At 39.7% G+C, this 20,566-nt stretch carries 20 protein-coding genes and 3 pseudogenes; 5 read left to right on the top strand and 18 right to left on the bottom strand.

All coding sequences use genetic code 11. From position 1 onward, the window contains the following. Window positions 1–30 precede the first annotated feature (30 nt). From CD001_RS06180 to CD001_RS06160, 5 genes and pseudogenes are all read right to left on the bottom strand, one after another. Window positions 31–1,067: pseudogene (locus CD001_RS06180) on the bottom strand (Ger(x)C family spore germination protein). A gap of 76 nt (window positions 1,068–1,143) precedes the next feature. Then, on the bottom strand, window positions 1,144–1,332 hold the full coding sequence (locus tag CD001_RS26820) for a hypothetical protein (RefSeq protein ID WP_257009726.1): 189 nt from the start codon (window positions 1,330–1,332) through the stop codon (window positions 1,144–1,146). A gap of 6 nt (window positions 1,333–1,338) precedes the next feature. Further along, window positions 1,339–1,563: pseudogene (locus tag CD001_RS27245) on the bottom strand (GerAB/ArcD/ProY family transporter); the annotation flags it as partial. After that, window positions 1,523–2,245 (bottom strand): GerAB/ArcD/ProY family transporter, encoded by a 723-nt coding sequence (locus CD001_RS06165; RefSeq protein ID WP_096186680.1) that lies wholly within the window; start codon window positions 2,243–2,245, stop codon window positions 1,523–1,525. The gene CD001_RS06165 and the pseudogene CD001_RS27245, both read right to left, overlap by 41 nt. 13 nt (window positions 2,246–2,258) lie before the next feature. Continuing rightward, the gene (locus CD001_RS06160; RefSeq protein WP_257009725.1) at window positions 2,259–3,695 is read right to left on the bottom strand and encodes a spore germination protein; all 1,437 of its coding nucleotides are present in this window, start codon (window positions 3,693–3,695) and stop codon (window positions 2,259–2,261) included. Between the two features lie 78 nt (window positions 3,696–3,773). Here CD001_RS06160 and CD001_RS27240 point away from each other — a divergent pair. Beyond that, window positions 3,774–4,055, top strand: a pseudogene (locus CD001_RS27240) (hypothetical protein); the annotation flags it as partial. Between the two features lie 152 nt (window positions 4,056–4,207). Here CD001_RS27240 and CD001_RS06150 read toward each other — a convergent pair. The 5 genes from CD001_RS06150 to CD001_RS06130 all read right to left on the bottom strand — a co-directional run bounded on the left by CD001_RS06150 (window position 4,208) and on the right by CD001_RS06130 (window position 8,992). Next, complete coding sequence (locus tag CD001_RS06150) at window positions 4,208–5,059, bottom strand: hypothetical protein (protein ID WP_179298631.1); 852 nt, start codon at window positions 5,057–5,059, stop codon at window positions 4,208–4,210. Between the two features lie 12 nt (window positions 5,060–5,071). Continuing rightward, on the bottom strand, window positions 5,072–7,495 hold the full coding sequence (locus tag CD001_RS06145) for a heavy metal translocating P-type ATPase (RefSeq protein WP_096186678.1): 2,424 nt from the start codon (window positions 7,493–7,495) through the stop codon (window positions 5,072–5,074). Between the two features lie 111 nt (window positions 7,496–7,606). After that, window positions 7,607–7,813 carry a copper chaperone CopZ gene (gene copZ, locus CD001_RS06140; protein ID WP_096186677.1) on the bottom strand — a complete coding sequence of 69 codons (207 nt, stop codon included), beginning with the start codon at window positions 7,811–7,813 and terminating at the stop codon, window positions 7,607–7,609. A gap of 35 nt (window positions 7,814–7,848) precedes the next feature. Continuing rightward, window positions 7,849–8,190 (bottom strand): metal-sensitive transcriptional regulator, encoded by a 342-nt coding sequence (locus CD001_RS06135; protein ID WP_096186676.1) that lies wholly within the window; start codon window positions 8,188–8,190, stop codon window positions 7,849–7,851. A 175-nt stretch (window positions 8,191–8,365) separates the two neighbouring features. Then, a complete protein-coding gene (locus CD001_RS06130) occupies window positions 8,366–8,992 on the bottom strand; it encodes an NAD(P)/FAD-dependent oxidoreductase (RefSeq protein ID WP_096186675.1) in 627 nt (208 codons plus the stop codon). 342 nt (window positions 8,993–9,334) lie between these two features. On the opposite strand from CD001_RS06130, the gene CD001_RS06125 reads away from it, so the two are divergent. Further along, a complete protein-coding gene (locus CD001_RS06125; protein WP_096186674.1) occupies window positions 9,335–10,156 on the top strand; it encodes a squalene/phytoene synthase family protein in 822 nt (273 codons plus the stop codon). A gap of 45 nt (window positions 10,157–10,201) precedes the next feature. Here CD001_RS06125 and CD001_RS06120 read toward each other — a convergent pair whose 3' ends face one another. The 3 genes from CD001_RS06120 to CD001_RS06110 form a co-directional block, all read right to left on the bottom strand. Continuing rightward, the gene (locus CD001_RS06120) at window positions 10,202–11,923 is read right to left on the bottom strand and encodes an aromatic amino acid hydroxylase (RefSeq protein WP_096186673.1); all 1,722 of its coding nucleotides are present in this window, start codon (window positions 11,921–11,923) and stop codon (window positions 10,202–10,204) included. A gap of 100 nt (window positions 11,924–12,023) precedes the next feature. After that, entirely contained in the window at window positions 12,024–12,314 is a 291-nt protein-coding gene (locus tag CD001_RS06115; RefSeq protein ID WP_257009724.1) for a 4a-hydroxytetrahydrobiopterin dehydratase, read from the bottom strand. A 136-nt stretch (window positions 12,315–12,450) separates the two neighbouring features. Then, window positions 12,451–12,777, bottom strand: a complete 327-nt coding sequence (locus CD001_RS06110; RefSeq protein WP_096186671.1) for a hypothetical protein — start codon at window positions 12,775–12,777, stop codon at window positions 12,451–12,453. A gap of 464 nt (window positions 12,778–13,241) precedes the next feature. Here CD001_RS06110 and CD001_RS06105 point away from each other — a divergent pair, with 464 nt between their 5' ends. From CD001_RS06105 to CD001_RS06095, 3 genes are read left to right on the top strand one after another with little or no spacing between them, the layout of a single operon-like run. Then, window positions 13,242–13,820 carry a TetR/AcrR family transcriptional regulator gene (locus tag CD001_RS06105; RefSeq protein WP_179298630.1) on the top strand — a complete coding sequence of 193 codons (579 nt, stop codon included), beginning with the start codon at window positions 13,242–13,244 and terminating at the stop codon, window positions 13,818–13,820. Between the two features lie 15 nt (window positions 13,821–13,835). Then, a complete protein-coding gene (locus tag CD001_RS06100) occupies window positions 13,836–14,756 on the top strand; it encodes an ABC transporter ATP-binding protein (protein WP_096186669.1) in 921 nt (306 codons plus the stop codon). Then, window positions 14,749–16,359: an ABC transporter permease gene (locus CD001_RS06095; protein ID WP_096186668.1), complete on the top strand. Its 1,611-nt coding sequence runs from the start codon at window positions 14,749–14,751 to the stop codon at window positions 16,357–16,359. Before CD001_RS06100 ends, CD001_RS06095 begins: the two co-directional genes overlap by 8 nt. An 87-nt stretch (window positions 16,360–16,446) precedes the next feature. Here the strand turns inward: CD001_RS06095 and CD001_RS06090 are convergent, their stop codons facing one another. From CD001_RS06090 to CD001_RS06070, 5 genes are all read right to left on the bottom strand, one after another. After that, a complete protein-coding gene (locus CD001_RS06090; protein WP_096186667.1) occupies window positions 16,447–17,160 on the bottom strand; it encodes a hypothetical protein in 714 nt (237 codons plus the stop codon). Further along, on the bottom strand, window positions 17,153–18,034 hold the full coding sequence (locus tag CD001_RS06085) for an ATP-binding cassette domain-containing protein (RefSeq protein WP_096186666.1): 882 nt from the start codon (window positions 18,032–18,034) through the stop codon (window positions 17,153–17,155). The genes CD001_RS06090 and CD001_RS06085 overlap by 8 nt, the downstream gene beginning before the upstream one ends. Continuing rightward, a complete protein-coding gene (locus tag CD001_RS06080) occupies window positions 18,031–18,402 on the bottom strand; it encodes a GntR family transcriptional regulator (protein ID WP_096186665.1) in 372 nt (123 codons plus the stop codon). Before CD001_RS06080 ends, CD001_RS06085 begins: the two co-directional genes overlap by 4 nt. Before the next feature lie 267 nt (window positions 18,403–18,669). After that, complete coding sequence (locus CD001_RS06075; RefSeq protein WP_096186664.1) at window positions 18,670–19,512, bottom strand: ABC transporter permease; 843 nt, start codon at window positions 19,510–19,512, stop codon at window positions 18,670–18,672. After that, the gene (locus tag CD001_RS06070; protein ID WP_096186663.1) at window positions 19,509–20,492 is read right to left on the bottom strand and encodes an ATP-binding cassette domain-containing protein; all 984 of its coding nucleotides are present in this window, start codon (window positions 20,490–20,492) and stop codon (window positions 19,509–19,511) included. Before CD001_RS06070 ends, CD001_RS06075 begins: the two co-directional genes overlap by 4 nt. Window positions 20,493–20,566 lie beyond the last annotated feature (74 nt).

The raw sequence follows: 20,566 nt of genomic DNA, 5'->3' as shown, positions 1-20,566 counted from the left end.
AAAAATCTAGTCTTTGGGAGACCCTTCAATTTATTCATCTTCTCTGAATTTGAAGAATCCTGCATCTTTAATAGCAGCTGTTACGGAGACTTCGATATCTATGTTTGCAAATACATCATGCCAATCTAATCCTTTCCACTCCTCATAAGACATACTATTCCTAACATATGATCCGATTCCAGCACTATCTACTTCGTATTCCTGCATGACTTGAAGCAGTTCTTCAGCTTTCGTTCTCACTTGGTTTTCAATGATTTGTTCAATTTTTCTTAGCCCGTTTGGGTCAACGACATTGATCGTCCCGTTGTATTCAAGCATAGACCCTCGTATATTTAATTCCAAATACACCTTTATATGATTCAGATCGGAACTATCAACCCTCACTTTCTTATCATTTTCAATTGATGAAAATAATAATTGCGCTTTTTTATCGAGTTCAGGGTCTTCCACGTCAAAATGCAGAGCGCCTTCTGTAAAATCACCCCTCATAAAAAAGAACACTCGTGCATCCATCGGATCGATCTTTGTCTTATATTGATCACCTTTAAATAAACCGATACCATCCACAACAATTTCATTATCTCCCACCTTGACCACCGGTATGACAGGATCAATACCATCGTCATATAAATCTCTCGTAAAATGATACAGTCTTACCTCTGGAATCATATTGTTTTCAACTTCTTTTTCCAACAGCTGATCGATATACCTACTCGGTCTCGGATGTTCGGGGTAATCCCTCATTAACAATTCGTTTGCCTCACCATTAACAACGATTACTTTCACACGTGAACCAAAAATAGGGTCCCTGTTCATCGTTTCAATCGTCTCTATTAGTCCATCCTCAGCTAGAGACAAACCGTAAAGAACGTTCTTAGCTGGCCGCTGACAAGCTTTCGGTTTGATTGACGAGAAATATTGAGCATTGCCTCTTTATCACTACGCGCCACTGTGGTGAGTAATTCCCTGTCTTTTTCAGCATCCTCTTCAATTTGTGGGATCGACACAGTCACTAATAATTTCCTGCCTTCTTCGTACTCTCCTTCATCTTCAATATCTAAACCCATCCCATGAATAAAACCTAAATCTTCAATAATTTTCATATCTGCACATCCACATAGCAAGCCTAAAAGCAATATAAACTTAACCACTTTCACTTTTTTCCGCCCCTTTCTTGCCAGATCGAAGTAACAGGACGGTGATTAATAAGAGTGGCAGCAGAAATGCTAATACAACTTCTACCGTTCCACTAATCGTGAGCCACTCTTCAACTTCTGTAAGTGTTTCTGACCATAATGTAACACTAAAAGCTATTAGACCTATTATTGGCAAAAGCCACTTCTCCTTCACCTTTGGTAATACACGAGCAATTGCTTGTGAAGAAATCCAAAAAAATAGAATAACCGTTAAAAAGACTTTCAGTAAAAAGATCGCAAACACAAAATTTTCAATCCGAATTAAAAAAGGGAACTCAACATAGCTATACATGTGGAGAACGGGGTACAATATTTTCTTTAACTGTTCAAAGCTGAAAAAGCCAAACGAAAGAATACAAGCATACATATAGATCAGAGTTGTGAACGCTGAACCACAAAAAACAGCCCAAAAAAAATGACTTGCCTTTATTTATATACGGAAAAAGAAACAGTGCGATCTCATATCCTAGAAATGAGACATAAATATCTACCATCCCTGAGAAATCCCAAGTACCTTCTTTAAATAAAAATGCCGTATACCGTTTCAGTTCAATTTCACCTATAAAAAATAATCCTAGTAAGATCAGCCACATCGATAGTCCGAAAAAAACCGTTGCAGTTTTTACGACGTTATAAATACCGTTTAACGCGATCAAAACAGAAACGACTAAAACAGTACCAAGTATGAAATAAGGAGGTGTCGTCGTGAACGTCATAATTTGTGTCACTAAGACATATTTTTTTGCAACAAGTGTAGCAAGTACTGCCCAAAACGCTGAGAGAATAACGTAGACAGGGTAACGAATTGCTTTAGGTGTAATGCGGTCAATCATTTCAAATACACCTTCTCCACTATTCAGACGGTAGACAAGCGAAATCAGCCATATGTTCACACCTGTTACAGCTAGGTAGCACGGTAGCATGAGCCAGCCAAAAGTACCGAACGTTTCTGCCAATACACGTGGGACAACAAAGATGACAACTCCTGATTGCACCATATAAACGAGTATTGCCACATGAAACGGATGCAATTTTTCAGAAGTGCTCATAGACTAACCTCCATTAATTTTTCATTTTATTTCTTATAACGTTCTCTGATTTCGATTCATGAGGGCGTTTTTTTATTTTTGACAGAGGTGCACGTATAACTGATTGTTTCCAATCAGCCAGATGAAATGGTGCAATCGGACTCATATAGGAAACCCCTAAATTTGTCAGCTTACATAGATGAGCAAATAAAACAGCAATACCAATCGTTAACCCTAAATTTCCAAGTGTTCCAGCTAGTATAATCAGGACAAACCTTGCGATCCGTAAACCCGCACTTATTAAATAATTCGGAAGCACGAACGAAGCAATCGCTGAAGTCGCTACGGCAATAATTAATGTGTTACTGACGAGTCCTGCATCAACTGCCGCCTGACCGATGACAATTCCGCCAACGATACCGATCGTTTGTCCAATTTTTGCAGGTAGCCTTGCACCTGCTTCTCGTAACAGTTCGATTGTAAATTCCATAATTAGAGCCTCAATTAATGGCGGAAAGGGCACTTGATTTCGTGATTCCGCTAAATTAATTAACAAGTCTTCTGGAACCATTTCATAGTGAAAGGTCGTCACCGAAACATAGAAAGCTGTCATTGCTAATGTAATAAAAAAGGCAATATGGCGTAAAATCATCGTCGCTGTACCTAAAGCCCATCGTTGACTAACATCATCTGGTGATTGGAAAAACTCGAAAAAATTAATCGGTCCAATAAATGCAGAAGGGCTCCCATCAACTAAGCCGACAATTTTACCGGATGTTAAATGATAAGAGCAAACTTCTGGCCGCTCCGTCGTTAAAAACTGTGGAAACATTGAATATGGGAAATCATCAATCATTTGCACGAACATATTTGAATCAGAAATAAAGTCTACTTCTACATCCTCGACTCGTTTCTTTAATTCTTCGACCATTTGGAAATTTGCAATATCTTCAATATAAAGAATGAAAATATCCGTTTTCGTAATTTCGCCAGCTGACAAACGCAAAACTTTAAGATGTGAGCTTTTTAACCGACGACGAATTAACGACATGCTCGTAAAAATTGATTCGTTAAACGATTCATGGGATCCGATAATCGTCGTTTCCGTTTCAGACTGCTCGATCCCTCTCATCTCGGGACCAAATGCATCTGCAAGAAAAAGCTTCCCTTCAAAAAAAATGGCGACTTGTCCTGCTAATACTGCCTTTACTCCTTCTTTCACGTCTAAACAAGGCGTATAAAAAGATCGTTTAAAGATTGCGTGAAGTCGTTCCTTATCACTCTCAACATTTGTAATCGGCTGCATAACCCTTTGCTGAAAGGTTATTTGATCGACTAAGTAATCAAAATATAATAGTTCGACACCGACATCATCTAAAATAATATGCTGAATATCTGAACAGTCTTCAAACTCATGGATAACCTTTTCCGGACTAAAAATATCTTCAGCTAATTCATCATACTCGCTCAATTGAGGTTCCTCCCTCAATAAAAAGTTTGCTCCGACTTATCGTTTCCATTTCTTATATATACATGCATCATTTTGGTAATGAAGTATCTTGAGTTTGACGCAACTTCTCTATCCTTTGACGCAACTTCTCTGCTCTTTGACGCAACTTCTCCATGCTTAGGCGCAACTTCTCTATACTTTGACGCAACTTCTCTTTGCTCGGGCGCAACTTCTCTTTGCTCGGGCGCAACTTCTCCATACTTTGACGCAACTTCTCTTTGCTCGGGCGCAACTTCTCCATGCTTGGGCGCAACTTCTCTTTGCTTGGGCGCAACTTCTCTTTGCTTTGACGCAACTTCTCTTTGCTTTGACGCAACTTCTCTTTGCTTGGGCGCAACTTCTCTTTGCTTGGGCGCAACTTCTCTTTGCTTTGACGCAACTTCTCTATTTTTCACCTTTCCCCGTTGCTACGACCACTTTTCAAAAACAAAAAGAGATGCGATCATTTTCGCACCTCTTTGCACTCTTACGTTTTATTCAACATTAACGACAAATGGGAAAGTGAGAACTCCCGCATCTTCATATTTAAATTCTGCCCATAGTTTATACGTTCCAGTCTCTGGGAAATGCGCTTCAAATTCTGTTTTGTCATCAGAAACTGGATGGACATGAATGAATTTTTCCACGTCTTCATCAATAATGACGACATGACCGAGTGCACCTAAATACGGCTTTGGAGTTTCACCTTTTAAATCAAATGACAACGTGACCTCTTCTCCAACAATAAATGGTGAATGGTTGAGCTCCACTTCCTTACCATTCAGAGCCTTTGTAAGATTTTCATCAGGCATTAAGCTTGGCGTCTGCTCGGGTGCTTCCCCAATATCAAGACGATTCGGTTCAATAACATACTGTTTATTTTTTGGATTAATATCAACAAATACGTAATATTGACCATCTTCTAAAGGGGCATCCGCTTCAAAAACACCATCATTAACTTGTTCTGGATGAAAATGATGATATTCCTCTAGGTCGTCCCGGACGATAATTAAGTGCATGTAGCGCTCATGTGTTTCCAACAGCTCCGGCGCTTGCCCGTCTTCATCTTCTAAACGCACTTCAAGTCGACCTTCCTCAAATTTTACATGGGTCAATACTTCGGATTCACCGTGCGCATCTCCATGGTCATGAGAATCTTCACTTTCACTGTGATCCGTGTGTGAGTCGTGGTCATCCACATATTCTTCTTCACCGTTGTCATGCTCATGATCTTCGTGCATTCCTCCACTCTCGAGTGGGTTCGCACCTGTAATGAAACTATATCCAGCAATAACAAGAGCAAGATAGATCACGCCTGTAAATACCCAAACTTTCAATCCACTCACGTTCATCCCTCCTTACTTCGCTAGCTTTACTTTTTGTAAGCGTAATGCATTCAATACGACTGATACCGAACTAAACGCCATTGCAGCACCGGCTACCCAAGGTGCTAACAAACCAATTGCTGCAATCGGAATCGCTGACGTATTATAAACGAAGGCAAAAAACAAGTTTTGTTTAATGTTTCGCATCGTCTTTCTGCTCATGATGACTGCATCTGCAACACTATTTAAATCACCACGCATCAGCGTGACATCTGCTGCTTCAATGGCAACATCCGTACCTGTTCCAATTGCCATACCAATATCAGCAATTGCTAAGGCAGGAGCATCATTGATCCCATCTCCAACCATTGCGACTTTTTTTCCTTGCTTTTGAAGCTTTACGATTTCATCACTTTTTTGTTCAGGAAGCACCTCCGCAATCACATTTGTGACGCCTACTTGCTTCGCAATTGCTTCTGCAGTTCGCTTATTATCACCCGTAAGCATAATCACTTCGAGCCCTAAGTCCTTCATTCGTTGAATCGCGACTTTGGAAGTATCTTTTACTGTATCAGCAACAGCGACCATTCCTGCAAATTGGCGATTTACTGCGATTAGCATCGCTGTCTTTCCTTCATTCTCGAGAGACTCCATCTGCTCCATTCCCTGGTCTAAATCAACATCATTCTTTTTCATTAATTTTCTTGTACCTACTAATACGTCAGATTCACTGACTGTCGCACTAATTCCATGACCTGGAATCGCTTCAAAGTTTTCAGAGTCTAATAATTGAATGTCTTTAGCTTTCACGCCTGCGACGATTGCTTCAGCGAGAGGGTGTTCAGAGTTCCTTTCTGCAGAAGCGACTAATTGCAGTACTTTTTCCTCTGTAAACGAATCCATGACATATACATCCGTTAGTTCAGGCTCTCCTTTTGTTACAGTACCCGTTTTATCTAAAACAATCGTCTCGATTCCTTGTGTGTTTTCTAAATGCTCGCCGCCTTTAAAAAGTAGCCCCATTTCAGCTGAGCGCCCTGAACCTGCCATAATTGATGTCGGTGTTGCCAAGCCGAGTGCACAAGGACATGCAATCACTAATATTGAAATGACAGGAATTAGTGCTGAGCGTAAATCTCCGGGTGCAACTACAAAGTACCAAACTAGAAATGTTGCAATCGCAAATAGGACGACGACCGGAACAAAAATTCCAGACACTTTATCAGTCATTCTTTGAATATCTGCTTTCGAGCCTTGTGCTTCTTCTACTACTTTTACAATTTGCGACAGCGCGGTATCTTTGCCGACTTTTGTAGCTTTAACTTTTAATAAGCCATTTTTATTAATCGTGGCACCAATCACTTCATTCCCTTGAATCTTGTCTACTGGAATACTTTCACCGGTAATCATCGATTCATCAACTGCAGAACGGCCACCGATCACTTCACCATCCACTGGAACCTTTTCACCTGGTTTGACGATCACCGTATCTCCTGTCAGGACTTGTTCTATCGGGACCTCAACTTCTTCTCCATCTCGTATGACGATTGCCGTTTTTGCTTGTAACCCTAATAGCTTTTGTATCGCTTTGCTCGTCCGGCTTTTTGCACGTACCTCAAACAATTTACCTAAAACGATAAGGGTAATGATGATCGCTGCTGCTTCAAAGTACAGTTCTGGCATTCCTATCGCCCCAGCTCTCATCCATTCCAAACCTAAATAAATACTGTAAAAATATGCAGCACTCGTCCCAAGAGCAACTAATACGTCCATATTCGCACTTTTATTTTTCAACGCTTTATAGGCACCAGAATAAAATTGTGCCCCGACAAAGAATTGAACAGGCGTAGCTAAAGCAAGCTGAACCCACGGATTCATAAACATATCGGGCAAATACATAAAAGCGGTAAATTCAAAATGAGCGACCATCGTCCATAATAGAGGTAACGTTAAAATGGCCGAAAGAACAAATTTCCCTGTCTGTTTTTCAATCTCTTTTTCTTTGTAGTCAACACTCGATTGTTCATCTGCTTTCGGTATTAATTGGAAGCCGAGTTTTTTGATCGCTTCGACCATTTCATTCGGCTTTACTTGACTGTCGTCATATTCTACAGTAGCTGACTCTAATGCAAAATTGACATTTGCTTCTGAAATTCCCTCGATTTTATTCAGTCGCTTTTCAATTCGATTTGCACAAGCTGCACAAGTCATCCCAGATATATGAAAGTCTGCTTTTTCATTTACAACCTTATAACCAAGCTTTTCAATTTTATTTTCGATTTCAGTGACATTCGTCTTTTCAGGATCATACGTAACTTTTGAACGCTCCAATGCAAAATTAACATTTGCATCGTTTACACCATCCATTTTTGTGAGACCTTTTTCAATCCGATTGGCACAGGCAGCGCACGTCATACCGGAAATCTTCAGTGTAGATTCATTCTTTTTTTGAGCCATGTGTTTATTCCCTCCTATCGGAAATATACAATACCTAGGTAAGGTATATATATTGAATTAGAAAACAACGTGACTTTTTTATGAAACACGTTATTTTCTAGAATGCTCTATTTATACAACATCATAACCTTGCTCATCAATTTCTTCTTTAATTTTTTCTAGTGTGAGAACATTTGCGTCAAACTCAACATCGACAAGCCCTTGATCCAAGTTCACTTTTACACTTGATACACCATTCATCTGACCGACACTTCCCTCAACTGCAGATACACAGTGTCCGCAAGACATTCCATCTACTTTAATTGTTTCTTTGGCCATTTTATATACCACCTTTTCGTTTTTTTATATAAACTTTATTTCATTAATTTTGATACCGTTTTTAAAAATTCATCGACTACTTCTGTATCTTCTTCTTTTAAACGTTCGATAACACACGTTTTCATGTGACTGTCTAACAACAAACGCGAGACGGCCTTTAATGCAGATTGTACAGCAGACATTTGGTTTAAGATGTCATCACAGTAGACGTCACGCTCAATCATTCCTTTAATGCCGCGTACTTGACCTTCAATACGATTCATACGCTTTAGTAAACTTTCCTTTACGTCATCTGGGACACGTCCGTGCAAATCACTTTCCTCACAACAATTATCCTCAAGTTCTTCAATAAGTTTTACTTCATCATGTTGTGCCAATTTCCTCGCCTCCCTGCTTCTTTAATCTCAAACATAAACATTTCATTAACATTTATCTTACTATACCCATGTAAGGTATTCAATTATTCTGATCTTATAAAAAAATCCTTCATTTATACCGCCTTTAGCCTACCCTAGTAAAGGTATTTGATACTAATGGTCGTTTGATTTCTACTTAAACTCCGGTTTCTTCTTTTATTTTTTCTAAGCCATACCTGTCTATAAACTTTGCCATTCTCTCTCTTCTACGTCCGTTTTTCCGATAAATATCAATAACGCGGTCGACTAAGTCATACAGCTCAGCGGGGCTTAAGCCAGCTTTTAATAGTACCCCAGTCCGAGCATCTTCTCCTACAGCTTTACCCCCGATATAAAGCTCAAAGTGTTCTTTCCGTTTAATGACTCCGATGTCATTGATAAGCGGTTCCCCGCATGCATTTGGACACCCAGTATAGGCGGGCCGCAAGGTGAATGGGACTTCTTGACCGGCAATTCGGCGATTTAACTCTATGGCAACGGACATTCCCTCTTCTTCTGCCCCTTTACAGAAATTACACGTCCGTAAACTTTTTACATAAGGTCCTACCTTATAAATAAATAACCCGACACTTTCCAGTTCCTTCTTAGCATTCTCTACTTTTGATTCTTCTACCTTTATAATTAATTGTTGAAACGTTGTCATTTCTATTTCATCGTCTTCATTTAAATATTTCCCCAGGGCAATCATCTGTTTCGGCTTCAATTTTGCCCCAAAGCCGATTCCTCCATTGACAGCTAACACAACCATTTTCGGGGTTCCCATTTTATCAAACCTCCCATATTTGGCTTTGCAACCATCATACTATACCCCTGCACGGTATGCAATATATAATTTTCAAAAATCAAGAATGAGGTTATTAACGTCACCATTCATTAATATTCGGCATATAAATGATCAGAATATGACTCGAAATGTTATGCAGTTTTTTGACTGAACGATTAGAAAAAGTATCCAATTTCATTTTAGCAATAGTCGTAACTTTTATTAAAAAGACAAGCACGTTATAATAGACACAAACAATCTTTTGAAGTGAATATATATTCCATTTTTTAGGGATAATTGTATATATATTTTTAACCTTCAGTGAAAGAGAGGCACCCAGTGATGAAAGAAACAAAAACTCTTCATAACGATGCGCTAGAAATGTTAAAAGAGACGAGCAGAACATTTTTCATTCCAATTACATACCTTCCAGAAAAGTTGAAAGAAGCAGTAACTGGCGCTTATTTATGTATGAGAGCGATCGATGAAATTGAAGATCACCCTGATTTGCCCGCAAAAGATAAGTCAACGTTATTACAGTCGATTAGTGAAGTGTTAAACAATAATGTAAGTAAAGAAAATCTTGCTTCCCTACTTCAGCCTTACAAAAATAAGCTGCCAGAAGTTTCATTAAGGTTGTATGACTGGATTAACGTCTGTCCTCGTGAGTCAGTACCTGATGTCTTGGGTTCAACTGCTACGATGGGAAAAGGAATGGCGAAATGGGTCGACCAAGATTGGAAAATCCGTACGAAAGAAGACCTTGATGAATATACGTATTATGTAGCCGGTCTTGTCGGTGTTATGCTTTCAGATTTGTGGAAGTGGTTTGATGATGTGGAAACGAATAAAGAATTGGCGATCGGTTTTGGCAGAGGTTTACAATCAGTTAATATTCTGCGCAATCGTGAAGAAGATTTGGAACGCGGAGGTGTCGACTTCTTTCCAGACGGCTGGGAGTGGGACGATATGTTTTCATATGCTCGGGAAAATTTAGCGTTAGCAGATGAGTATTTAGAAAGCATTGACAATGAAAAGATCCAGCATTTCTGCGAGATACCTTTAGCTCTTGCGCACGCTACACTTGATGCATTAGCTGAAGGAAAAGAGAAAATCAGCCGGTCGGATGTACACAACATTGTCAACCAAGTCGTCAACGAATAATGAAAAGTTTCGACAAGTGCCAGGCACTTGTCGAATTTTTTATCCTTAACCTATTTTCAAGCCATTATTAATTAAAGATTCAAGTTCCTCGCTTTTTGTTTGTAACTTTTCCAAATCTACTAACAGTTCAGCTTTCACATCAGAGAGCCAGTCTTTTTCTTGTAGCAACTCGACGATTTCAAGGCGTAGCAGCCAATCATTCGGATAAACTTCCTTCAGCTTTTCTGCAACAACTAAGATCACTGCCCGTTCATTTTCTTTATTCCCTTCTCGTACATCTCTTATTTGTTGATATAATTGATCGAGTTCAGTTTGTTCCGGAGCTTCATGAGTATTCTCATTCAGTTCATTTTCATCAATTGAATAATAGCTTTCACCGTCTGCTGCTCCTGCATATACTGAAGGGATCGATGCTCCAACAGCCATGTCATACATGCCCCACTCAGGCTGGAAAAGTACTTCATCTAAGCAAGTAACTTTACAATTTTCAAAAGAAATAAGTTGATTTTTCCCATCATTTCTTACAATGTTGCGCACGATTCCATTCACTTTAACACCGCTTGCAAACTTCAAAGAACATTCTCTGCCATTTTCGATGCCGAGCATATTTAATTCATCTTCTGACAAATCCTCTAACGGTGTAGGTACTTCTTTCAACTTCCCGACTGGTGCTCCAAAACCCTCTTTGTGTGTTTCCGTTCCATGGCCGGTCAATTGACGATTTTGATAGGCTAATGCTGTCGGTCCAATCATGTGCAAATAGATTGGATCTCCGTTTTCATTACTTTTGTAACCGCTTACAATTCCGGTCACTTGAAGTCCAGAACTGTACTCAACTGTTGCAATATTCGCCGAATCAACCGCCTTCTGTAAACTTTCAGTACCTCCTTTCATGAAAGCCATTTCTTTAGCAAACTGTTTAACACCTTCAATTAACTGGTCAAAATCTTTACAGACGAATAACTGAGGCTGCGGCTTCGTGATGTCAAACCCAGTATTCACCATCTTTTCAACATTATAAGGAATTTTTTCAACTTCAGGACTTAAAATATTACTTCCTTCTGAAACAGAGGATAAAAGTCCAGCTCCATATATTTTCGGATTGTCAATATCACCGATTAATCCATATTCAACGGTCCACCAATAGAGACGAGAGATTCGTTCAGCTTCAGAAATCCCTTTAATCGTCGCTGCCACTTCATCGATTTTTGCTTTTGCGGCGGCAATTTCCTCTTCCGTTGACTCTCCTTTTTCAAGCAGGTTCGAGTAATGTCTAACTGCTTCAAAGTGAGCGTGTTCTTCTTTTGTCGCAATCGCTTTTTTTCCAATATTCCCAAACAACTTCACATACTCTGAATACTTTTCATCACAAAGAATTGGCGCGTGACCAGCGGCCTCATGAATAATGTCCGGAGCAGGTGTGTATTGTATATTCTCTAGCTTCCTTATTTCCGCTACGATAGGCAAAATACCATTGGCTTGATACTCAAAGAATGCTACTCCCGGAATAAATCCGTCAATCGTTGCTGCTCCCCACCCAAACGGAGCTAGACATTCGTTCATCTCATCGACATTCGGAAGTCTTTCTATCGATATTCCGGATGCCTTCAGCCCAGTTATGTAGGCTTCATGCGCTAAATCCTTTAACGAGTGATGGTTTTGCCGCATCACATACCGCCATACTGCATGGTTAATCGCCGAATAATGTTCATAATTTTGCTTAACAGTATATTTCCTTAAATGTTTCGGTACCGTCCTTGTCAGCATGAAGTAACTCCCCTTTTTTTCGAAATTTTACTTCTTTATGCTCATTCTTGTGAGGACTTGCGTACTTCGCTAAAGATCACTTTTCCTTATGTGAGCATCACTACCTTTTTTCATAATGTGTATCATATTCATGGGCAAGTTTAAAGTCTAGATCTGTTAAACCGTTCTCTTTCCATGAGGATAATTTCACACGAATCAATTTGTAATCGATCGAAATGAAAGGGTGATGATTCGCATCTTCAGATATTTTTGCGATTTTTTGAACAAAATCAATCCCCTTCAAGTAATCTTTAAACCGATACTTCTTCTCAATCCACTTTTCATCGACAAGGTTCCAACCATCTGCATCTACTAGCTTTTGTTGCACTTCTTCATCTGTCAGCTTCTCCAACGTGTCCACCTCCTTCATAAGTTAACTGTATACTTCTTCCTAAAGGAGCATGATTCCTTTATTTTTACATTTGATATATATACAGTATGAATATTTGATATGATACTGTCCTATTTTAATATACGTGACAGCTTTTTTAGATTAATAACGGTTCTCTAATAACTTCCCAACCTCGATACAAAATAAAGACAGTACAAAATAAGTAAAGGACCCACCTCCACTGCCGTTTTCGTAAATTTAAAACCGTACTTGCTCCAAACCACGTACCTATGTATAAGAAGATTACCGAAGATACAACTTCAACTATATCAAGACCTAATTGAAACATGACAGCTGAATAAATAATAAAAAACACAGACATGATTCCTACAAAAATAAACCCTTTTTGCTTTTGATTCTGGATTTGCCCCTGAAATTCCACATCAAACTCCAGCTCTCGTTTTGCTTGTTTTCTACTTTTCATCTGCTTCCCTCCATACATTTCCATTTTGTACATGTACGAAACATTTTGAATGAAGTTTCAACAAGATTAACCTTGTCAATCTTATGCTTCAAAAGCAACACACGAAAATTAAATAAAGAAAAGCTGGAAACAACAAACTAATAAGAATCGGTGATAACAGTTGTTGATATGCCATCCATCTACTCGCTTTTTGCGGGCGGAAGGCGTCCGCCAGTAACGGATTCGAGTCACTATCCAATAATGTTAAATCGAAAGATTATTAAGGTTCTTACAAAGTACAATTTATTTCATCACGGATTTAAGACTAATTTTAGTCACACAAATTTTTACAAAAACGTCATTGACCACCTGGTCGATTTCGTGTTAAGATATTCTCGACCAGGTGGTCAATATATGATTAAAGGAGGTAGGTCCTCATCAATTCAGCATTTCACAAATTAGATGAAAAGAAAAAGCAACGCATTTTGAATGCAGCTATAGAGGAATTTGTTAATAATGGATATGAACAAACATCGACGAACACTATTGTCAAAAAAGCAGGTATTGGAAAAGGGACACTGTTTCATTATTTCAATAGCAAAAAAGATTTATTTCTCTACCTACTTGATCACTGCATTGAGGTGAGTAAGAAAGAATATATCGATTTGATTGATACGAATGAAGGAGACATTATTAAACGTTTTCGCCATGCGGCGCACTTAAAAAAAGACATGATCACAAAATACCCGTATATGACTGACTTTATGCTCGTCGCATTTCTCTCAAGTTCTAAAGACATTGTCGGAGAATTACAAGAACGAAGAGTAAAAGTGGAAGCGATTGGTACGGAAAAGTTGTACTCAAATATAGATAAATCACTGTTCCGTGATGAGATGGATGTTGACAAAGCTATGAAGCTTATGATTTGGGCTTTAGAAGGGTATCGCGTTGAAAAAGAACGTCAAGTGAAAGAAGAAAAATCATTAAGTAATGACGAATACAAGGATTTATTCGATGAATTTGATGATTATTTAGAAGTGTTAAAACAAGCGTTTTACAAATAAATGGAGGTGGAGATAGTGTCAATCATTAAAATGAATGGAGTAACAAAAGAGTACGGAAAAATCAAAGCACTTGCTGGATTAGATTTAGAAGTGAATCAAGGGGAAGTACTTGGGTTTATCGGGCCAAACGGAGCTGGAAAGTCAACAACGATTCGAATTCTGCTTGGACTTTTGCGAAAAACGAGGGGCGAAATCATGATGTTTGATAAAGATCCGTGGACACATGCTGTTGAACTTCACCGGCGGGTTTCTTATGTGCCCGGGGATGTGAATTTATGGCCGAATTTAACTGGAGGTGAAGCGATTGACTTATTTTCACGCCTCAGAGGAAAAGTCGATAAATCCCGACGGGACGAACTAATAAAACGATTCAATTTAGATCCAACGAAAAAATGTGGAACGTATTCGAAAGGAAACAGACAAAAAGTTGCACTTGTTTCAGCCTTTGCCTCTGACTCAGATTTGTTTATTTTAGATGAACCGACATCCGGCCTCGACCCATTAATGGAAGCCATTTTCCAGGAGTGTGTAGCCGAGGTAAAAGCAAAGGGAAAAACCGTCTTACTTTCAAGCCATATTTTAGCTGAAGTTGAAAAATTATGTGATCGAGTCGCGATTATCAGAGAAGGGGAAATCGTTGAATCTGGAACACTCGATGAACTTCGTCATTTAACACGAACACTCGTATCCGTTGAAACAGCAAATCCATTGTCTGGACTCGATACATTGAAAGGTGTTCATGACCTTGACCTGAAAAGTCATGAAGCACAGTTCCAAGTCGACACATCTGAAATGGGCAATGTTTTGCAATTTTTAACACAGTTTGAGGTGAAAAACTTAACGAGTACACCTCCGACATTAGAAGAGTTATTTATGCGCCATTACGATAATGACAATAAAGAAGGTGCAGCCCAAGGAGGTGGCAAACGTGAGTAAACAGCAAACATTTACCGGAACTGGAACAATGCTTCGGTTTATCTTGAGACGAGATCGGATCCGCCTTCCAATTTGGCTGATTGCGATTACCGCAACGATTGTGATCATGCTAGCTAGTTTCGAAGGTCTCTACCCAACAGAAGCTGAGCGTCAAGGGATGGCTGTTACGATGGCAAACCCTGCTTCAATCGCTCTAACAGGACCTGACCTCTATTTAGAAGACTATACGTTTGGTGCGATGCTCTCGCATCAAATGATCGGTATGACAGGTATCGTTGTTGCTTTAATGAGCGTCCTTTTCATTGTCCGGCATACTCGTAAAGAAGAAGAAGATGGACGATCCGAACTCATTCGCGCATCCGTTATCGGGAGACATGCGAATACGACAGCTGCGCTTGTCTATGTTCTTGGTTTAAACATTATTCTTGCCATACTGCTTGGTGTAAGTATGGCGTCCGTCGGAGTCGAAACGGTTACATGGGAAGGATCATTCCTTTTTGGAGCATCTTTAGCATCGATTGGATTCTGCTTTGCAGGAATTGCTGTTTTATTTGCTCAGCTTATGGAGACGTCTCGTGGTGCAACGGGATTTAGTGCAGGAATAATTGCTGTCGCTTTTACTCTTCGCGCTATCGGGGATCTTGATAATAGCATCTTATCTTGGCTCTCACCGATTGGCTGGGCGCAGCAAACGAGTGCTTACGTAGACAATCTTTGGTCTCCGTTAATTATCAGCCTTATTTTTACGATTGTCCTTGTTGCTTTCTCTTACAAACTTAGTACGAAACGCGATGTAGGTGCTGGAATGGTACGCCCGCGTCAAGGTCATGCTCAAGCATCAAGCTTGCTGACAAAACCGCTTGGCCTTGCATTTCGATTACAACGGACCAGCATCATTATTTGGATCTTTGCTCTCCTTTTATTCGGAATGTCATATGGTTCATTCATCGGTGAAGCAGAAGAAATGATGGCATCAATGGGAGATACACTTGATGAAATGCTTCCTCAAATGGAAGAGGGCATTCTTGCGGACAGTTTTGCGGCTATGTTCATGTCCGTTTCGGCAATGATTGCCGCGATTCCAGCATTACTAAGCTTATTGAAACTGCGTGGAGAAGAAAAAGCAGGCAGAATCGAAGGGCTACTTTCAGGTGCACTTGCTCGCACTCGCCTAATAGGAAGCTACTTACTTGTTTCAATGATTAGTAGTATCGTTTTCCTGTTTATGGCTGGATTCGGCATGGGGATTACCGGTAGTCAGAGCATGAATGATTCTAGCTATTTAACAGATTTGACGATTGCAGGTCTTTCTTATGCTCCAGCAATATGGATTGCTATTGGTTTAGGGGTCGCTTTATTCGGACTTCTTCCTAAAGCGACAGCATTGAGCTGGATTGTCGTCATTTATGCCTTTTTCGTCGTGTACCTCGGAGGTCCACTTCAGTTACCAGAGTGGATGATGAGCATGTCTGCTTACGACCACATTCCGAGAATTCCAGCAGAAAGCTTTGAATGGGTACCGCTACTATGGTTAACAGGGATTGCTCTCGTGCTCATCGTTGTTGGAATCATCGGTTTTGCTAAGCGAGACATTGATTTATAAGTTATTAAGGCACTGGATTTCGTGAAAATCCAGTACCTTTTTGTTTGTCGAATGTAATGTTGTTGGCTCGTGAGGCGAACTTAGACGTTACATTTTAATAGCGACTCTTTTCGTAAGGGCTCTGACTAGCCAAAGCATAATCAAAATAATGATCATACTAACGAGTAATGAGACAAAAAACGGAGGCTCAGATAAAAACGGCATCCAATTAGAGAGCCATTCATTCATATTAAATTCCCAAGACACGTCGATAAAGCTAACGGCTAATATCGCAATCGCAACAAAAGCAAAGCCGATGAGCCATCCATAGCGATAATATCCAGCACCAATCATCCAGCCAATTGAGAAAAACGCAAAAAGATTAATCATCGAAACAAGATAAGAGAAAATCCAATTGTCATATTTCAGTTGAGAAGATGTCTCTAACGTAAACGTGACATTCATTAGATCAAGAACGACATACTGTAAACCGCTCACTATCGCAGTTATGACCATAATGGCCACTGAAATAGCGGCAGCACTGAGGATAGCCCCTAAAAAGTAATCTTTTCTCGTTATTCCATTCGCGACTAAATGGTACAAAAAAACATAGACGGACAATACCCCGATGACAAGCATATAAATTTTTCCTGATTCATAGGAGAAAGTGAAAAAGTCCATCGGTATTTCACCAGTATTCATTAAAATCACATTAATTCCAATTTGAGCGAGAAAGAGAACCCCTAAAAACCAATACGTCCACTTCAGCTGTTCTCGGAATAAATCGCTAAATAATTTTTTTACGTTCGAATGGTTATTCATGATCATCCTCCTCACTCGTTAAGCGGATAAATAAGTCTTGAAGCGACACTGGACCAACTTCTAACCCTCTTCGTTTCGCTTCATTCCTTTGTTTCTCTGACATTTCACCATAAATCATTACGGACTTCGTGGACCCTAATGTTTGTTCAGATAACTTTTCCATTCCAGTAGTGAACTCGTCAACTTCTGTATCCTTCCCTGTAATCGATGCTCCTTTTGAAAGCAAACGTTCATATTCGTCGTGAAGCATCAGGCTTCCTTTATTGATCATCAACACTTCTTCAAATAAATAGTCCATCTCTGATACTAAATGTGTTGACAAAATGATGGTGCGCGGATGTCTAGCTTGGTCTTCGAGCAGTTCTTTATAAAAAATTTCTCTAGTAGGTGCATCCATTCCTAAATAAGCTTCATCGAAAATCGTCACCGGAGAACGGGAAGCTAAACCTACCGTAACATTAAATGCGGATTGCATCCCTTTCGATAAATCCTTTAATGGTCTCTCAACAGGCAGTTTAAAATTTTTTATGAGTTGGTTGGCGTATTCTCTGTCAAAATGAGGCCGGTAACGTTCGGTGATCGCCATCAACTTTTCTACCTTTTCTGTTTCCATACTATAATCCACATCATATACAAACGCTACATTTTGCATGATGTTAGCATTTTCAAATGGTGTCTTTCCTCCAATTTTTACCGAACCAAAAGTAGGTTCATGAAACGATGCGAGTAAAGAGAGGAGCGTCGTTTTCCCAGCACCATTTCTCCCCAGAAGACCGTAGATTTTCCCCTCTGCCAGTTTACACGTTATACCTTTTACTGCTTCAAAGTCACCATATTTTACAGTGACCTGATCGAGTTCTATATCAAGCATCATGAATGTTCACGTCCTTTAACTTTTTGAATAAAACTTAGTAATTCTTCATTTGAGAGCGCTAATTTATCCGCCTCTTGAACGAGCGGTAAAACGTAATCGTCAATAAACGCTTCTTTTCTCTTTTGCAGCAACTTTTCTTTTGCTCCTTCAGCTACAAACATGCCTACACCTCGTTTTTTATATAAGATTTCTGATTCAACAAGCTGATTGATGCCTTTCGAGACCGTAGCATGATTAATTTTGTAGAAATTCACTAACTGGTTCGTAGACGGCGCTTGTTCTCCTTCTTTCAACTGATCATTCACAATTTGGTCCTCTATTAGCTCTCTTACTTGTATAAAAATTGGCTTACTATTATCAAAACTCAAGTCTTTCGTCACCACCTTTTATTAGATTTCAGGTCATATAGTTTTATGGTTATATACTAATGTATATAACCATAATACATAAAAATAACTATGTCAATTAAAAAATAAACAAAATTGGCTTATCACCAAGCCTTAATGGTGAAAGCCTTAGTTGCAGTTGTACGATCATCCATCGGTTTTATTAATTCTTATAGTATAAAAAAATATACCGCCTAATTTAATTAGACGGTAATTCATTATAACTAACTTTAATTGTTTGAAAATGGTTTAGCTTTTATTACGGTAAAAATACATCGTAAGTGGTGCAAAGACGACAATGAGCACACCTGAAGCAACAAGCACCCATAACAGTTCTTCAAACGTCGCATTCCCGTGCATGAGTCCCCGAGTAGCAGTCACTAATAGTGAAACAGGATTCACATCGACAAAGGCTTCCAGCCATGATGGAAGTGTTCTCGGATCGACGAATACATTGCTGACAAATGTTAACGGGAAGAGTACCATCATGCTGACACCCATTAATGATTTTTCTGATCGTAAAACAAGACCAAGTGTCGTCCAAATCCATGATAGGCTAAATGAAAAGACAATGAGTAGTGCAACGGCTGCTATGACTCCGAGTGCCCCTCCTTCCGGTCTAAATCCGAGAATAAGACCAAGAGTAATCATGATGACTGATGCCATCGTATATCTGACAGCATCAACGAGTAAAGCACCGACAAGGACTGATGGGCGCCATATTGGCAATGAACGGAACCTGTCAAAGATACCTTTTCGAATATCGTTGTTAAGCTCCATCCCTGTATACATCGTAATCGTCACGACTGTCATTGCTAATATACCAGGAAGCAGGAATTGCAAATAATCAGCTGTTGAACCGGCAATCGCTCCGCCGAATAAATAAGTGAACATTAATAAAAACATAATTGGAAATACAGTTACATCAAATAATTGTTCTGGAATGTATTTAATTTTTAATAAAGCTCTCCAGCCAAATGTCATGGAATTCGTAACACCATTCGGCTTTTCTGGTCGTGTTCTTTTAGAAAGGACGTCCTGTAAAGCTTTATCTTCAATTTGATTGATTTGATTTTCAGACGTTTCGTTCATTGTTTAACCTCCTCAGACGTGTCATCCTCTTCTGGAGGACGTCCAGTCAATGTAAGAAACACTTCATCAAGACTCGGCTGTCCAAGTGAAAAATCCGACAATGCTATATTTTGACGCGTTAACTCGCCGAGTGCATGAGCTACACGTTCGGTATCTGTTACTCGTGCTGAAAGAGCAGTTGGGTCTGATGATAACTGAATCGGTGCATCCAATAAATCTGAAAGCAACTTTTCTGCCTTAGGACGGTCTTGTTCGTCTAAAAGACGCACGTGCAAAGCACCGGACCCAACGGATGCCTTTAACTCTCCACTCGTCCCTTCAGCTATAATTTTTCCTCGATCAATGACGGCAATCCTGTCAGCAAGTTGATCAGCTTCATCTAAGTATTGGGTCGTCAACAGGACCGTTGTACCTGCATTAACGAGGGCACGGACGATATCCCAAACTTGATTTCTGCTTCGTGGATCTAGCCCTGTTGTTGGCTCATCAAGAAAAAGCAGGTCCGGAGTAACGACGATACTCGCTGCAATATCTAGTCTGCGACGCATTCCCCCAGAATAATTTTTCACTTGCCGTTTAGCAGCATCCATCAATCCAAAAGCGTTTAATAAATCAGAAGCCCGTTCTTTCGCTTGACTCCGTGAATATCCTAGAAGTCTTGCAATTAAGATTAAGTTTTCCATTCCGGAAAGGTCTTCATCTACAGAAGCAAATTGTCCTGTTAAGCTCACCCTGCTTCGAACAGCCTCTGCTTCATTTTTAAGATCATGCCCTAACACCTTTGCATACCCGCCATCAAGCTTAAGTAATGTAGCAAGCATACGAATAGTCGTCGTTTTTCCTGCACCATTCGGTCCTAAAAAGCCGTATACAGTCCCAGCTGGTATTGCTAAGTCGACACCATCCACTGCACGGTTCTTCCCAAAAGTCTTTACGAGACCTTTCGCCTCAATAGCAAGGTCGTGATTCTTATGATTCATACTCTTCACCCTTTCTTCTCTACTCACGTTTCCCCAGTCATATCCATATTACTGCACTGAGCAAAATAGTCATC

Source organism: Evansella halocellulosilytica (genome assembly GCF_002335745.1).
In the GTDB taxonomy this organism is placed as follows: Bacteria; Bacillota; Bacilli; order Bacillales; family Salisediminibacteriaceae; genus Bacillus_CA; species Bacillus_CA halocellulosilytica.
This window is presented reverse-complemented; position numbering and strand designations above follow the sequence as displayed.